This window comes from Erwinia sp. S43 (genome assembly GCF_016624745.1).
Taxonomy (GTDB): Bacteria; Pseudomonadota; Gammaproteobacteria; order Enterobacterales; family Enterobacteriaceae; genus Erwinia; species Erwinia coffeiphila.
The window spans coordinates 67,717-83,341 of record NZ_JACVTX010000011.1 but is presented as its reverse complement, the minus strand read 5'-3'; the positions used below and the strand labels follow the sequence as shown (position 1 = coordinate 83,341).

The window sequence follows — 15,625 nt, the reverse complement described above, 5'->3', positions numbered from 1 at the left end:
TGTTATTAGTATTGGCTCACGGATTGCTTCGATAAAAAAGAATACGAACTTAGTTAAGTCTCACTAATATTATTATATTTTTAAGGCGGCGGGATATTAATAGGAATGATTATCTTTATCAATAGAGCACGGAGCAGAAAGTTCACTTTATTATTAAGAATAATTAATTTCGCAGGATAGCGTTAAGACCGTTAAATAAACCAGATACCTGCTTTCGAAAAACTTTCACTCTCTACACAATTTCCTCACAATTATTTAAATATAAAACTCAACGCTGAAAAATAATGATTAGAAAACGGATTTAAATAATGGATCGTGGAGGGCGAGAGCTGTGAAGGATTGGTAGTAAGCGATGTCTGTCCTTCGGGCAAGCGTCGTGCTTTGCGTGCAGATACGTACGGATACGGGCAACGATGAGCGATAAGAATCGGTACTCCGGCAGGGGTAACAACAGGTAACAGGTAACAGGTAACAGGTAACAGGTAACAGGTAACAGGTAACAGGCAGACATAATCAACAGGGGGCCCCGGCGGCAACGGCAATCTGCATAAACCGGGTAAATAGCTGGGGGTAACTGCCGAAGGGGGATGTGGCATGCATTTACCTGCAAAGCCAACGGTGCCTGACATGCAGGCTCTGGCTCTGGCTCTGGCTCTGGCTCTGGCTCTGGCTCTGGCAATAAACTAGCTGCGTTCGATCTTTTTCGCCGCCTCGTCCAGCGCATCAACGATCGCGTAGAGGGTTTCCTGCGAGATATCCTGCTGTGACAGCCGCGAGTTGAGCGCGGTTTTCATATTGTGGATTGCCCGCTCGACTTCCGGCACGCTGCGGTTATGCACCAGCACCGCCAGTGAGGAAAGCCGCTGCATGATAATCACCAGATTGGGCTGATTCCGCTGTAGCCAGTCGCGGCCCTGCGGCTCCAGTCGATAGGCTTTACGCGCCGCCTGCGGGTCGATGGCGGCAATCATCGCCGTTTCTTCCAGCAGCGTCAGGCTGGGATAGATTATTCCCGGGCTGGGCGTATATTCCCCTTTCGACAAATCCTCAATAGCTTTAATCAGCTCGTAGCCATGGGCATCACCCTGGCTGAGAAAATGCAGTACCAGAAGGCGAATATCGCTGCCGTCGAGCATTTTTTCCCGGCGCTTTTTACGCTGGCTGACGCAGGCGGTACGAGGTTCGCTGTCTGAGGAAGTAAAGGGAAATTGCGGTCGTTTCATCGCCTGCCCGTGCGGAAAAATAAGGGGGATGATAGTAGACCGCCACCCGGTGAAACACAACCGGCGCGGCGGCCCACAGGGTTACTTCTGGTGCCAGTAGGCTACGGCACGCACAAAGTTGTCGTCGCAGCCGCGCTGGAGGACAAAGTAGTCATTAAGCTGTTTTACCGCTTCTCCTTCACCGGTCAGCCAGATAAAGTAATCATCGTGCGGTAGCTGAATGCTGTCGAGTTCGCTAATCAGCGCCAGCAGACGATCGCCGTGCATATTGCCGCTGCCCAGCCAGCTGACATCGATGCCGTTCAGTCCGTCCAGATAGAGACTACCGCTGGCTTCATCAGCAAAGGCAAACAGTTTACGCACCACGCCCTGCACGGTTTCTTTACGGCGCTTGAACGCTGGCAGGCCGCTTTCGTCACAGACGTAAAGCTGGAAGGCATAATCCTCCGGCACGATCATCGAGCCGCGCGGGCCGCCAATTGCCAGCGGGTCGCCGACCTGTGCCTGTGCCGCCCAACTGCTGGCGACGCCGCCGTCGTGGATATAGAAGTCCAGAGTGAGTGTTTTTTTCACGCCGTCAAACCGCAGTGGCGTATAGTCGCGGGAAACCGGGCGGATGCCCTCTTTCCACACCACGCCATCGGAAGTCACTTCCGGCAGATGCAGTTCGCCGGTGGCGGCATCCGGGAAGAACACTTTGATATGGTCATCGAAACCCGGCGAAACGAACCCGGCCAGGTCGTCACCGATAAAATCAATACGCCAGAAATTTTCAGCAACGAGCGTTTTTGCTGCTACGGTAATCTGACGGAAGCGCAGTTCATTACGTACGCGCTTCGGCGCACGGCTTTTATTCTCGGACAAGATTATTCTCCTTGGGCTGCCGGTTGAGATCCGGCAACGTAACACCGGCAGGCAACGCCCGCCGGGAGCAATAGATGATGTGTAATCGGGGTATGCGTCAGACGCTAACCGCCAGCACGGCAGTTTCCGCCACCAGCGAATCATTGGCACCGTGCGCCCCGCTAACGCCAACGGCACCAATCACCATTCCGTTCAGCCAGACGGGTACCCCGCCCTCCAGCGGCGTGACGCCGGGCGTGGCCAGAAAACTTGGCCGGCCGCTGTTGATAAACTGCTCAAATTCCTGTGAAGGAGCCTGCAGCAGCGCAGCCGTCCGCGCCTTACCGATCGCCACATCCGGGCTGATGCCGATCGCGCTGTCGCTCCGCTCCAGTGCCACCAGCTGACCGGCATGGTCAACCACCGCCACACTGATATGCCAGCCGTTTTCCAGCGCTTTCTGCTGTGCGGCAGCGATAGCATTGCGCGCGCCCGTAAGGGTGATGGTCAGCTGAGTTCGTGATGCTGCCTGTGCTGTTTCTGTTACCGATGTGACTGTCATAACGTTCTCCACATTTTTGGCAATGGCTGAACTGGTAATGATTCGTATTAACGCATAAAAATATATCCATGATATATCTTCATCGCAAGCAGCAATCTGCTAAGACGAGCGGTAAAAAGTAACAATCTGTGCGTTTTGGGTCGAAAACTGCCGGGTTTACCTGGGTCGGAACGTTACTTCGCGACCGGGCGATACTTCCACAGCCAGCGACCGCTGTTAAAGCGGCGGCGGAAGCAGACCCCGCGAATGATCCAGTCCAGCGCCATGCCCAGCCAGATTCCGGCCACACCCATGCCGAGTACAATCCCGAGCAAATACCCGGCAACGATGCGCCCACCCCACATGCTGAGTAGCGACACCCACATGGTGTAACGCGCATCGCGCGCGCCTTTCAACCCGGCCGGCAACACCCACGAGGCAGCCCAGAACGGCATAAAGGCGGCATTCAGCCATACCAGCATTTTCACCACGTGGATCACCTGCGGGTCCTGAGTGTAAAACGCCGCCAGCACACCGGCAAATGGCACCGTCAGCAGAGCCAGCGTACACAGGCCAATATTCGACAGCCAGAAGATGTAACGCAGCAGCCGCTCCGGCTGGCCCAGCTGACCGCGCCCAAGCCGGGTACCGACAATAATCGTCGAGGCGGAACCCAGTGCGTTACCCGGCAGGTTAATCAGCGACACGATAGAGAAGGCGATAAAGTTGCCGGCAATCACGTCTGTCCCCATGCCGGCAACAAAGATCTGAGTGAGCAGCTTGCCGCCGTTGAATAACACCGACTCAATGCTGGCGGGAACGCCGATACCCAACACCTCACGCACGATGCCAAGGTTCAACCGGGTAAAATAGCTTTTAAGTGATATTTTCAACGCCGGGACAAAGCCAATCACCAACACATAAATCACCGCCGCCGCGCCGATGTAGCGGGAAATGGTCAGCCCCAGCCCGGCACCGATAAACCCCAGCCCGTGCCAGGAGAAGCAGCCGTAAATCAGCACGCTGCTGATGGCAATATTGAGGATATTCATCCCGCCGTTAATCAGCATCGGAATTTTGGTATTACCCGCTCCGCGCAGTGCGCCGCAGCCGATCAGCGCAATGGCTGCCGCCGGATAGCTCCACGCGGTGGTTTGCAGATAGGAGAGCGCCAGCGCTTTAACTTCCGGCTCCGCTTTACCGGCAATAAGGTCGATAATCTGCGGCCCGATAAACTCGATGGCAATCGCCAGCAGTACCGCAAAAATCGTCATGATGACCAGCGACTGGCGGGCGGCCGCTACCGCTCTTTCCCGATTCAGCTTGCCGAGACTGAAGGCCACCACCACCGTGGTGCCAAGATCGATGGCGGCAAAAAAGGAGATAACCACGATATTAAAGCTGTCCGCAAGGCCAACACCGGCCATCGCTTCACTACCCAGCCAGCTCACCAGGAAGGTGCTGAGCACCCCCATCAGCAGAACGCAAAGGTTCTCAAAAAAAATCGGGACGGCCAGCGGTGTGACTTCACGCCAGAACAACACTCGCCAGGAGCGTCTTTTGGGATACCACGCGGTACGTTGAATAGCCTGCTGCAGAGAAACTCTGAGGTTTTGCAAGGTCATTCCAGCTTTTTTATCAGGGAGAGAGAGGACTTATTTATGATGGTTAAAGCAGGCGAGTTATGCAAAGTCTTTTTATGTTTCAAAGTACTTTCAGAGGTGGTGCAGACCTGCGCCTGCACCATTAAGGGTTAGATCAGGGTTCGCTGAGTGAGTTTCTGCAAAATTTTAAGCGGCGCATTATCGGGGTTTTTCATCGCCGCCACCGGCAGCAGGAAGGTTTGCTCCAGCATAAACTGCCCGCTCATCGCCGCATGGGGCGTTTGATCGGCAAAACAAATCCAGCTGCTGCCCGCGGGCAGTTCCAGCGTGACCTGCGGTCCCTGCTGCTGGTAGTTCTCGTCACCTTTCATGGTGTCGTGCAGTTGCAGCATCAGATGATCATAATGGCTGCGATAACTTTTGGTGATACCAAGGCGATTCTGCAACCAGCTGCTGAACGGTGAAAAACGCTTCAGGCGTGGGATAAAGCGTTTGGCCAGCACGGGGAACGGTTCCCCTACGCGCCAGCAGCGGCTTTCACCGTGTGGATTAATATTGGTGAAGATACGCAGAATACGCTCACCGTGATTGGGACGTGATGGGAACGCATCGACATGCAGGCGGGTATCATCCTTTCGCCATGATGTGGCGTCGCGCCAGACGGTGATCGGATGCAGGCGCAGTGAGTTAACCGGCGAATGCAGCGCTGATTTGTATTCCGGCAGCAGGCTGCTGACCAGCTGGCAGGCATAATCATGGTGACGCTGCAGCAGTGCCTGCACCTGCGCTTTTTTCTCCGCCTGAGCAACGCCGTTCAGCTTGCCGTTTTGCGCATTAAAACTGATATTTTTGCGTTTAGGATCGACCAGGTCCGGGGTTAACAGCGCCAGTTCTTCCGTACTGAGAGGAAAAGCCAGCGAGGGGAGAAATAACACTTTCCCCTGTTCCAGCGCATCAACGGCGCGAGCATCATCGACGGTTTCGTTCCAGTGGCGCATCGCCAGCGAGCGAATCACCATATCGTGTGAGAGTGGGCGTTCAGACATTTGATATCCTTATTTCCTTGCAGCGAGAACCGGCTTCCAGCACGCCGCCGTTGTCTAAATAAAGTGTAATAACGTAAATTACTGCGGGATAAATAGTCAGCTTCTGACGGCTGATTATATGGCGCAGAGCCAGAATTAATTAAACCGGAGGTCAACAGAGCCACGGTGTTTACTGTTACACTGCGCCATCTTTAAAGGAGCTAATCATGAAATCCCGTTCCGTAACGCTGGATGATGTTGCTCAGGCAGCGGGCGTCTCCTATCAGACCGTTTCCCGGGTGCTGAATCACTCCAGCCAGGTGGCCGAATCGACCCGCAGTCGAGTTGAGGCTGCGATGGTTGCACTTAACTATGTGCCAAATCGCGTTGCCCAGCAGCTGGCTGGAAAGAACACCCGCACACTCGGGCTGGCAACCAGCGATCTGGCGCTGCTGGCTCCGGCGCAGATTGCCTCGGCGATGCAGCAGCGTGCCAGTCAGCTGGGATGGCACCTGGTGATGGCAATGGCGGGGGCGGACGGCGCGCAGGCGGCGGTCAGCGATCTGCTGGCGCAGCGGGTAGATGCGTTGCTGATTAATCTGCCGCTGGAAACCGATGCGGCGCAGCAGATTGAAACGATGGCCGGTTCCCTGCCCTGCCTGTTCCTTGATGTGGCGGAAGAAGCGCCGGTGTCCAGCTGCGGTTTTAGCGCACGAGCCGGAGCGCGCCAGGGCGCAGAGCACTTGCTGGCGCTGGGACATCGCCGCATTGTCTTGCTTAACGGACCATCGTCATCGGTTGCTGCGCGCGCGCGGGCAGATGCCTGGCGGCAGGTACTGCAACAGCATCAACTGGTTGCGCAGGCCGAACTGTTTGGAGACTGGAGCGCCAGCTCGGGCTTTCAGGCGGTCATGCAGCTGGCCGACCAGGATTTACCCTCGGCACTGCTGGTCGCCAACGATCAGATGGCGCTGGGTGCCATGCAGGCGCTGCATCAGCGCGGCATCGTGGTTCCGACAGAGATTTCAGTGGTGGGCTATGACGATACCGCCGACAGTGCCTGGTATCAGCCACCGCTGACTACGGTTCGCCAGGACATGCGTCTGCTGGGAGAGCGCAGCGTTGATTGGTTAATCAGTCGCGTGGAGCAGCCACAAACCCCCAGGGCGGGCGAAATCTTTACTACGGAGCTGGTGGTACGCAACAGCACTGCACCGGTGTTCAATGGTAAAAACGGGAGTGCTAAAGTCGCCGCAGAACTTCGCCGCCTGGCGCGCGTTCTGGCGCAGGGTTCAGAGCCGTAGCCCTTCCCTCAGGCAAAAAAAAGCCACTATATGCATAGTGGCCTCTGAAACAGTATCGGTGGCGACCGCAGAACAGTGCCACCTTTCGCCGGGCGTTACTTCGGCTCGCCCATCGCTTTCAGTTTTTTCGACAGGTCGCGACGTTCTTTCGACAGGTCAGCATTCTTGATGATGTAGTCATCAACGCGGTCTTCATAGTCACTACGCATGCTGGCGATGATTTCCTGGATGGCTTCTACGCTCATGCCCGGCTTAATGTACTCGGACAGGTTATCAAGCAGCAGCACGCGTTTCTGGTTGTCGCGGATTTTCTTTTCGTTATCGACGATTTCACGCTGCAGTTTGTTTTTGCGACGGAACATACGCACGAACTCCAGTACGTCCTGAAATGATTGCTTTGCATTTTCCATGAAGACACCTTTCTTTTGGGCCTGTTGCACAGGCATCACTGTCGTGGCTACCAGCTTAGCGGCACACCGCTGCCGATGGCAATGTTAAATCTGCTCAACCGAATAGCACTATCTTACCCTGGCGCTGAGCATACCGCAGTAAGTAGTTGCTGAATCGTTTTATTTTCGCAGCGCGAGGCGCAAAAGCTCGGACAGTCGCTCCAGCTGACGAGCCATTTCCAGGCTCAGCCAGACATAACCGTGAATGGGCGTTTCCACCTGTTCATCACCACCAGCTTCGGCGATCAGCTGCCGCAGTTCGCGACTGATTGATGCCAGTTCCGCACTGTTGGCCGCCATTTGCTCAGTGTTGCCGTCAACGATGGCTTTCGATAGCGTGCGCAGCATATCTTCCGTCATCTGCTGCGTGCGCCGCAGGGTTGGCGCATTAAGCAGGATAAGATGACTTTGCCGCGAGGCCCACCAGGCGTTTAACTGCAATTCCAGGGTACAAACGATATTGCGGTTAAGGGTCTGGATGGCTTCGAATACCGAGCGGGGCGTGCGCGTTTCCTTACTGGCCGGATCGATCAGCGAGCGCATTTTCACCACCTTGCCCAACAGTCTTTGTAGCGGGCGCGTGAGGCGCGGCTGTTCGACGAGATTTGGCGAAAAACCGGCATGATAGATTTTTGCCGTTTCCAACAGAGAATCAGACAGCTGAATGCGCCAGTGGGTATAGGCTTTCTGCGGCCAGATGCTGGTAAACAGTAACGCCAGCAGTGAGCCGAGAATGACATCCCCGCCACGCCAGAGCGCGGAATGGATATCTCCCGGCGTACCCCCGCAGATCACGGCGAGAGTAATGCCGATCAGCAGCGCCATATAAGGATGCTTACCCAGCGTGAGAAAGCCGCAGATAAACATCACGACGGCACACCACACCAGCATCACCGGCAGGCTGAACAGTTCCAGCTTCAACGCTATCAACCCGGATATGGAGCCAAATATCGTGCCGCCTATACGCTGCACCGCGCGAGGAAACACGTTGCCCCAGGATGAGATTGGCCCCATCACCACAACCAGGGTGATCAGCGGCCAGCTGCCTTCCGGAATATCCAGCAGACGCACCAGCAGAAAGGTGAGCACAAAGGCCACGGCAATGCGAATGCCGTGAACAATACGGTAGTTGCGATAAACGCTAAAATGCAGGGCCGAAAGCGGCGTGTCGGGTCGCAAAACAGGCTCCGAAAAAGATCAGAAATAGCGGCTAATAATACCTGAAGTGCGGAAGATGGACAGACGGACATGGCTGATTTTAGACAGTTTTTCAGGCCATTTCCGTGCGGTAAACAGCATTAACCACTGTGATTACCGCACGGTAGCAAAACTTTAACACACTGATTTTTTTGAGTGCAATTTAATTACAAAATCCCAATAAAAAATTCACATCATGCCTGGCGCTTTTCAATCGGCACGCAAATCAGGAATTCCCAGATTCCGGTTTCTGATCCATCGTTCAGATAACGATCGTAGCAGGGGCCTTCCGCCTGCTGATAACCGCTGCCCGGTAGCCAGTCATCAAAAAACTGACTCCACGGTTTGCTAAAATCACCATCACTGACCTGTACATGAGCTACGGCATAACGCGCGGCCGGAATCGGTCGCAGCTGCACACCTTCACTGTCGAGCGGTAAAATAAACTCTGTCGACACGCTGATACCGGTGTCCACTTTGAGCTGATCTACCGACATCTGCTGTGGATTACCATGGTAAACCGCCAGCCATTCGCCCTTCAGTCGATTGCGGTTTACCCACTCGCTCAGTCGGGAAAAACCCTGCGGAACGGTCATTTCCCACGCACCTTCAAGCCGATATCCCGCCATCTGACTGGCCGGTAACTCCTGTATTTCTACTCTCATCACATTTCATTCCTTTTCGCGTTGTGGTGTTACGATGTCCGGCGCAGCGGAATATGACCGCCGCGCCAGCCCAGACCCGGGACCTCACATGTCTCGGGTTAAAAATCATTCCAGTGCTGCGCCAGTTGCAGTCTGAGTTTCTCAACAAACAACCTGACTCGCGGCGGCTGGTGAAGACCGCTGAGCCAGATGGCATGCAGCGGTGCCGCAGGTAGCGGATAGTCCCCCAGAACCGTCAGAAGACGCCCATCACGTAGGTCCCCTGCGACGTCCCAGATTGATTTCATCGCGATCCCCGCGTCATTCAGCGCCAGTGCATGCGCCGCTTCTCCGGTGTTGACCTGAAGCCGTGAATTTATCGGCACGCTGCGCTGCTCTTCATCGCTGCCAAAACGCCACTCGGTCATCGGTGCATCTCCGGTAACGATGCAGCAGTGGGCGCTCAACTCTTCCAGCGTTTGCGGCAGGCCATGCCTTGCCGCATAGCCCGGCGAGGCACACAGCACCCGCCGATTGCCAACCAGCTCCCGCGCCACCAGTCTGGAATCCGCCAGCGCACCGTAGCGGATTGCCAGGTCATAGCCGCTGGCTGCCAGATCGATAACCCGGTCGCTAAGATGCAGCTGGAGCTTAACTCCGGGGTGCTCAATCATAAATTCATTGAGGATCGGCGCAAGCCAGCGCTGCCCCATACTGTGTGATGCGGTGATCCGCAGGGTTCCGCTGGCACGACCCAGGCGATTGGCCAGTGCGCTGTCAATCGCCTCCAGCTCTTGCTGTAATCGCGCGGCATGTTCAGCAAAAACCAGCCCTTCATCGGTCAGCGAAACATGCCGCGTGGTACGGTGAAACAGCCTTACGCCAAGCTGCTGTTCCATTTGCGTCAGCCGTTTGCTGACGACGGCCAGCGAGATCCCGAGCTGACGCCCGGCCGCCGATAATGTTCCGCCACTGGCTATTGCATTGAACAATGCCACATCACGCAGATCTTTTAACATCACCATTCTCAATTTTATGGAAACAATTCATTTCCATTCTTGCATACTGCGTTGATAAATACAGTTATCTGCCCGCTAAAACCAGGACAGATTGCAAATGGCGATATGAAGAACCTCGGCTGCGTTTAGCGTTCGTTGTAAGCGGACGGATCGGCGACACCACTTTTTACAGCTTACGCTGAATGTAATCGCTGATGCGGGTAAAAATGCCGGCCTGTTCTACCGACTGGAGAGTTACCAGCGGATAGCTGGTCAGCAGCTTATCGCCTTCCACCAGCTGAATGGTGCCAACCTGCTCATGCAACTTCAGCGGCGCTTCCAGATTTTTATTTTCAACCACATAGCGCGCTTTGATTTTCTGAACTTCATCACGCGGCAGGGAGAGGTAAATATCTTTTTCGCTGCCCAGAGGAACGCTGCGCGGGCTGCCGTACCACACTTTTTCATGGCCGATCTCTTTTCCAGCGTGGAACAGCTGCACGGTATCAAAGTTGCTCTGCCCCCAGGTCAGCAGCTTGCGAGCCTGCTCCTCACGCCCGTTCGGACTTTTCCCGCCCATTACCACCGCGATCAGACGGCGCTGACCATCAACGCTGGAGGCAATCAGGTTAAACCCTGCGCTTTCGGTATGCCCGGTTTTCAGGCCGTCCACGTGCAGAGTCTTGTCCCACAGCAGGCCGTTACGGTTCTGCTGGGTAATACCGTTCCAGGTCAGCGATTTTTCACTGTACATCTTATAGAAGTCCGGCTCACCGCTGATAATCGCCCGGGACAGGATCGCCAGATCGCGAGCGGTGGTGTACTGGCCCGGAGCATCCAGCCCGTGAACGGTTTCGAAATGACTGTTAGCCATGCCTAACTTGCCCACGTACTGATTCATCAGATCGACAAAACTGGACTGGCTGCCCGCCACGTAGTCTGCGAGTGCCACACAGGCATCATTGCCGGAGTCGATAATCACTCCCCGGCTGAGATCGCGCACGGTGACTTTATCGCCAGGTTTGAGGAACATCAGCGAGGAGCCCTTAAATACCGGGTTGCCGGCAGCCCAGGCATCTTTACCGACGGTAACAATATCATCGCGGCTGATGCGCTTTTTATCGATGGCGCGATCCACCACGTAACCGGTCATCAGCTTGGTCAGGCTGGCCGGGTTGCGGCGTTCATCCGGATTACCGGCCGTCAGGATTTGCCCGGTGGTGGCATCCATCAGTACCCAGGAGGCGGCATCAATAGCCGGAGGGGTAAGCGGGAACGCCAGAGCGTTCTCTGCGGGGAGATCTTCAGCACGGGCAACCGTACTCAGTAATAAAACCAGGCATACACTTCCAAGCTGACGCTTCTTCACCGCTAAATCCTCGAATTAACCAACAAAAACTGCGGATGTTGTACGAGATATCGCGTGGCAAAGTGTAATTAAATTGCAAGAAAATATGAATAATCAGAGAATTAGCGCACTAGCTGGCTTTCGACGTCTGGTACTGCACTTTCACCGCATCGATCATTGCCTTGCAGTCGGTAAAGCGATCTTCCGCTCGCTCAGCACCCAGCGTAACCACCAGCAGCAACTGGTTGTTCGGCATCGATACCACGCAGGCCAGGTTGTAGATGGGTGCCAGCGTGCCGGTTTTACCGCCAATCACTTCCAGATCGGAGAACAGCAGGTTGTTGGTGTTTGAGATGGTTTCAATACGCGGCGTATCGCCAAAAACTTTCAGACGGTAGTTCTGCGTCTTCCAGCTGCGCATAATCATCGGATAGCGCGTGGCGCGTGCCACCATTTTCAGGGCACCGATCACGCTGGCATGATTGTTTCCCAGCCCGGAAGGCGTGGTAAACAGAGCCGAGCCCATGCCGATAGAACGGCATTTTGCATTCATCTGGCGCACCCAACGTACCAAGGCCTGTCTGTCGGTGTAGTCGGTGATCCCTTCAGCCTGCAGCAGTTTTCCGCCCCAGATTCTGGCAATCATATTGGCAGTCACGTTGGAGGATGGCAGCATCAGATTATAGAAAGCATCATTCACCGAGATGGATTCACTGACGTTGAGGTTAGCGCCGGAACCCAGCGCGGAATCAGCATCGGTGCGGGTCAGCAGCGTGGTTAAATCAGGTTTCAGGTCCGCCAGAACCATTGCGGTCAATATTTTAGTCATTGACGCCATTTGTTGCAGATCGCGGTCACCCTGGGTGTACAGGGCTTTTGACCGTACCGGGCCCGGCCCTTCATTAATCAACAGGATGCCAGCGGCTTTCGAGCTGCTCAACGCAACGGGCGGAATGGCTAACAGATTTACAGGCAATTTATTCCCCGATTTCAGACAGTAACCCTGCTTCAGTGTAACGCTTAACCGCCCGTCAGGCGAGAGTTGGTAACACAGTATAGCGTGCGGCAGTCTGGAAATGCGTGGTCGCATTTTTTCTTCGCCGGTGAACGGCTGCATTCGTCACTTCAGAGCAGGGGGATAATGGTTTACCATATCTGAAACATCGTTCTGCATCGCTCAGGGCCATATGAACAAAAGTGAACGGATATAAACTTTGAAAAACGATCGCGCACAGCCTACCTTCCTCTTCCACGATTACGAAACCTTCGGCAAAAGCCCGTCTCTGGACCGTCCGGCGCAGTTCGCCGGGATTCGTACCGATATGGATTTCAATATTATTGGTGAGCCGGAACTGTTTTACTGCCAGCCCGCTGACGACTACCTGCCGCAGCCGGAAGCGGTGATGATTACCGGCATTACGCCGCAGATTGCGCGCGCGCGCGGCGTCACCGAGGTAGAGTTTACCCGCCGTATCCACCAGCTGTTCAGCGAACCCGGCACCTGCATCGTTGGCTATAACAACGTGCGCTTTGATGATGAGGTGAGCCGTAATCTGTTCTATCGTAATTTTTACGACCCCTATGCATGGAGCTGGCAGAACGGCAACAGCCGCTGGGATTTGCTGGATGTGATGCGCGCCTGTTACGCCCTGCGCCCGGAAGGAATTGTCTGGCCGGAAAACGACGACGGTTTTCCCAGCTTCCGCCTTGAGCATCTGACCAAAGCCAACGGTGTGGAACATGCCAACGCCCACGATGCGATGTCGGATGTCTATGCCACGATTGCCATGGCGAAGCTGGTCAAAGAAAAGCAGCCAAGGCTGTACGACTTCCTGTTTACCCATCGCAATAAGCAAAAGATTACCGCCCTGGTGGATATCCCGCAGATGAAACCGCTGGTGCATATTTCCGGCATGTTTGGCGCGGCGCGCGGTAATACCAGCTGGATCGCCCCGCTCGCCTGGCATCCCGACAACCGTAATGCGCTGATTACCTGCGACCTGGCTGGCGATATGTCGCCCCTCCTGACGCTGGATGCAGACCAGCTGCGTGAACGGCTGTATACCCGACGCGATGAGCTGGGCGATGCCTCGCCGGTGCCGCTTAAGCTGGTACATATCAATAAATGCCCGGTGGTGGCTCCGGCCAATACCCTGCGCCCGGAAGATGCGGCCCGGCTGGATATCGATCGCCAGCGCTGCCTGGATAACCTCGCCCTGCTGCGTCAGCACCCGGAAGTGCGTGAAAAAGTGGTGACGCTGTTTGCAGAAGCGGAGCCGTTTACCCCGTCGGAGGATGTTGATGCCCAGCTGTATAACGGCTTCTTTAGCGACGCGGATCGCCAGGCAATGAATATTGTGCGTCAGACAGCGGCGGAGAATCTGCCCGCGCTGGATTTGACCTTTGCAGATGCCCGCATTGAGAAGCTGCTGTTCCGTTTCCGCGCGCGCAATTTCCCCGGCACGCTCGATGACGCTGAACAGAAACGCTGGCTACAGCACCGTCGTGAAGCGCTGAATCCGCAGCGCGTGCAGGATTACGTGCAGGAACTGGAGATGCTGTATAACCAGTATGAGGGTGATGCAGGAAAACTGGCGCAGCTTAAGGCGCTGTTCGAGTATGCCCGCGAGCTGACTTCCTGACGATTTTCGGTGATCGACAGGTAAAAAAAGGGGCGGTTCATATGAACCGCCCCTTTTTAATGCAAAGCTTAACCGCCGTTACATCAGGTCTTCGCTACACTGCGGCACCGGATTACGGAAGCTGCGAGTCACGAAGGCCAGATAAATCAGACCAATTGCGCCCCACACCAGGCCAAGAACCATTGAGCTCTCTTCCAGGTTAATCCACAGCGCACCCACCGTCAGCGCACCCAGCATCGGCAGGATCAGGAAGGTGAAGTTGTCTTTCAGCGTTTTGTTACGCTTTTCACGGATCCAGAACTGCGAAATTACCGACAGGTTTACGAAGGTAAACGCGACCAGCGCACCGAAGTTAATCAGCGCCGTGGCAGTGACCAGGTCAAAGGTGATGGAGGTCAGCGCGATAGCACCAACCAGCAGCACGTTCAGCGCCGGGGTACGCCACTTCGGATGGATATAGCCGAAGAAACGCTCCGGGAACACACCATCACGGCCCATCACGTACATCAGACGCGATACGCCAGCGTGGGCCGCCATGCCTGAAGCCAGTACGGTCACACAGGAGAAAATCAGGATGCCGAACTGGAAGGCTTTGCCCGCCACGTACAGCATGATTTCCGGCTGTGATGCATCCGGATCTTTAAAGCGAGAGATATCCGGGAAGTACAGCTGCAGGAAGTAAGAAACCACGACAAAGATCACGCCACCGATTAAGGCAGTCAGGAAGATTGCTTTCGGGATCACGCGCCCGGCGTCTTTGGTTTCTTCAGACAGCGAACTAATGCCGTCAAAGCCGAGGAACGAGAAGCAAAGTATGGTCGCCCCCGTAATCATCGGCACAACGTGGGCATTTTCAGACCAGAATGGCTTGCTGCTGACCAGCGTACCGGCACCTTCGCCGTGCGCTACGCCCCAGACCACCATACCCATAATGACCACCATTACCGCTACCTGCAGCACAACGATCACGCTGTTGAAGTTAGCAACGGTTTTAATGCCTTTCAGGTTAGACAGGGTCATAAAGCCCACCAGCATGATCACGAAAATCCATGATGGAATGCCGGGAACCAGTGCTTCCCAGTAAATTTTGGCCAACAGAATGTTGATCATCGGCATAAACAGATAATCAAGCAGTGAAGACCAGCCGACCATAAAGCCGACGTGTGGGCTAATCGCTTTCTGTGCATAGGTGTAAGCCGAACCCGCAGACGGGAAACGACGAACCAGCTGGCCGTAGCTCAGCGCGGTAAACAGAATAGCAATCAGCGCAAATGCGTATGCGGTAGCTACGTGACCGTCAGTTAAGCCGGAAACAATGCCAAAGGTATCGAAGAGGGTCATTGGCTGCATGTAAGCCAGGCCCATCATCACTACAGGCATTAACGTCAGCGTTTTCTTCAGGTGAGCGCGAGGCTGTGCGCCAGGAGTAGCGGTATTAAGCGACATGGTTCAGCCTCCCCATAGAGTCAACCTTTCTGGGTTGAACCACAGGGAAACTTCGCGTACTGCGATAGTCTTTCTTAAGAGGATTGAGGGAATAGCAGGCAGGAGTAGAAAAAGATCCTGCTTTCGCGCCGTAGTCGTCGCGTTGGCGAATACCAGCAGATGCTGGAGTAAGAAGATGTTGCCCCATGTTTGTTTCCTCAATAAGACACGTCACTGTGTGTGCTGAAAGCTTATATCTATCCGGTTCTGGACCGGCCTCTTAAAATACAAAGTTCGTTTACCTGCATAAAAAAAATAACCGCCGCCAGGATTAATTAGCGTCGGTTACGTGATCTTCTAATGCAGGGCGCATATTTTGCAC

14 protein-coding genes are annotated in these 15,625 nt (G+C 54.9%); 2 read left to right on the top strand and 12 right to left on the bottom strand.

The window, feature by feature from the left end; all coding sequences use genetic code 11:
* Positions 1 to 683 precede the first annotated feature (683 nt).
* The 5 genes from IBT47_RS14855 to IBT47_RS14835 form a co-directional block, all read right to left on the bottom strand.
* The gene (locus IBT47_RS14855; RefSeq protein WP_105591449.1) at positions 684 to 1,223 is read right to left on the bottom strand and encodes a PadR family transcriptional regulator; all 540 of its coding nucleotides are present in this window, start codon (positions 1,221 to 1,223) and stop codon (positions 684 to 686) included.
* An 81-nt stretch (positions 1,224 to 1,304) separates the two neighbouring features.
* Positions 1,305 to 2,090: a siderophore-interacting protein gene (locus IBT47_RS14850; RefSeq protein WP_370569906.1), complete on the bottom strand. Its 786-nt coding sequence runs from the start codon at positions 2,088 to 2,090 to the stop codon at positions 1,305 to 1,307.
* Between the two features lie 94 nt (positions 2,091 to 2,184).
* Entirely contained in the window at positions 2,185 to 2,628 is a 444-nt protein-coding gene (locus tag IBT47_RS14845; protein ID WP_200561072.1) for a heme-binding protein, read from the bottom strand.
* Between the two features lie 173 nt (positions 2,629 to 2,801).
* Positions 2,802 to 4,232, bottom strand: a complete 1,431-nt coding sequence (locus IBT47_RS14840) for an EmmdR/YeeO family multidrug/toxin efflux MATE transporter (protein WP_105591446.1) — start codon at positions 4,230 to 4,232, stop codon at positions 2,802 to 2,804.
* 128 nt (positions 4,233 to 4,360) lie between these two features.
* On the bottom strand, positions 4,361 to 5,257 hold the full coding sequence (locus IBT47_RS14835; protein WP_200561070.1) for a Kdo hydroxylase family protein: 897 nt from the start codon (positions 5,255 to 5,257) through the stop codon (positions 4,361 to 4,363).
* A 206-nt stretch (positions 5,258 to 5,463) separates the two neighbouring features.
* On the opposite strand from IBT47_RS14835, the gene IBT47_RS14830 reads away from it, so the two are divergent.
* The gene (locus IBT47_RS14830) at positions 5,464 to 6,540 is read left to right on the top strand and encodes a LacI family DNA-binding transcriptional regulator (RefSeq protein ID WP_200561068.1); all 1,077 of its coding nucleotides are present in this window, start codon (positions 5,464 to 5,466) and stop codon (positions 6,538 to 6,540) included.
* A gap of 95 nt (positions 6,541 to 6,635) precedes the next feature.
* Here IBT47_RS14830 and tmaR read toward each other — a convergent pair whose 3' ends face one another.
* The 6 genes from tmaR to IBT47_RS14800 all read right to left on the bottom strand — a co-directional run bounded on the left by tmaR (position 6,636) and on the right by IBT47_RS14800 (position 12,152).
* Complete coding sequence (gene tmaR, locus IBT47_RS14825; protein WP_105591443.1) at positions 6,636 to 6,950, bottom strand: PTS system regulator TmaR; 315 nt, start codon at positions 6,948 to 6,950, stop codon at positions 6,636 to 6,638.
* 159 nt (positions 6,951 to 7,109) lie between these two features.
* Positions 7,110 to 8,168, bottom strand: coding sequence for an FUSC family protein (locus tag IBT47_RS14820; RefSeq protein ID WP_200546023.1), 1,059 nt, complete (start codon positions 8,166 to 8,168; stop codon positions 7,110 to 7,112).
* 212 nt (positions 8,169 to 8,380) lie between these two features.
* Positions 8,381 to 8,851: a GyrI-like domain-containing protein gene (locus IBT47_RS14815; protein WP_200561066.1), complete on the bottom strand. Its 471-nt coding sequence runs from the start codon at positions 8,849 to 8,851 to the stop codon at positions 8,381 to 8,383.
* 98 nt (positions 8,852 to 8,949) lie between these two features.
* The gene (locus IBT47_RS14810; protein WP_105591624.1) at positions 8,950 to 9,849 is read right to left on the bottom strand and encodes a LysR family transcriptional regulator; all 900 of its coding nucleotides are present in this window, start codon (positions 9,847 to 9,849) and stop codon (positions 8,950 to 8,952) included.
* 166 nt (positions 9,850 to 10,015) lie between these two features.
* Entirely contained in the window at positions 10,016 to 11,197 is a 1,182-nt protein-coding gene (dacD, locus tag IBT47_RS14805) for a serine-type D-Ala-D-Ala carboxypeptidase DacD (RefSeq protein WP_200561064.1), read from the bottom strand.
* 109 nt (positions 11,198 to 11,306) lie between these two features.
* Complete coding sequence (locus tag IBT47_RS14800) at positions 11,307 to 12,152, bottom strand: D-alanyl-D-alanine carboxypeptidase family protein (RefSeq protein ID WP_200561062.1); 846 nt, start codon at positions 12,150 to 12,152, stop codon at positions 11,307 to 11,309.
* A 238-nt stretch (positions 12,153 to 12,390) separates the two neighbouring features.
* On the opposite strand from IBT47_RS14800, the gene sbcB reads away from it, so the two are divergent.
* Positions 12,391 to 13,818, top strand: coding sequence for an exodeoxyribonuclease I (gene sbcB, locus IBT47_RS14795; protein WP_200561060.1), 1,428 nt, complete (start codon positions 12,391 to 12,393; stop codon positions 13,816 to 13,818).
* 78 nt (positions 13,819 to 13,896) lie between these two features.
* On the opposite strand, the gene IBT47_RS14790 is transcribed toward sbcB, so the two are convergent.
* The gene (locus IBT47_RS14790; RefSeq protein WP_105591437.1) at positions 13,897 to 15,264 is read right to left on the bottom strand and encodes an APC family permease; all 1,368 of its coding nucleotides are present in this window, start codon (positions 15,262 to 15,264) and stop codon (positions 13,897 to 13,899) included.
* Positions 15,265 to 15,625 lie beyond the last annotated feature (361 nt).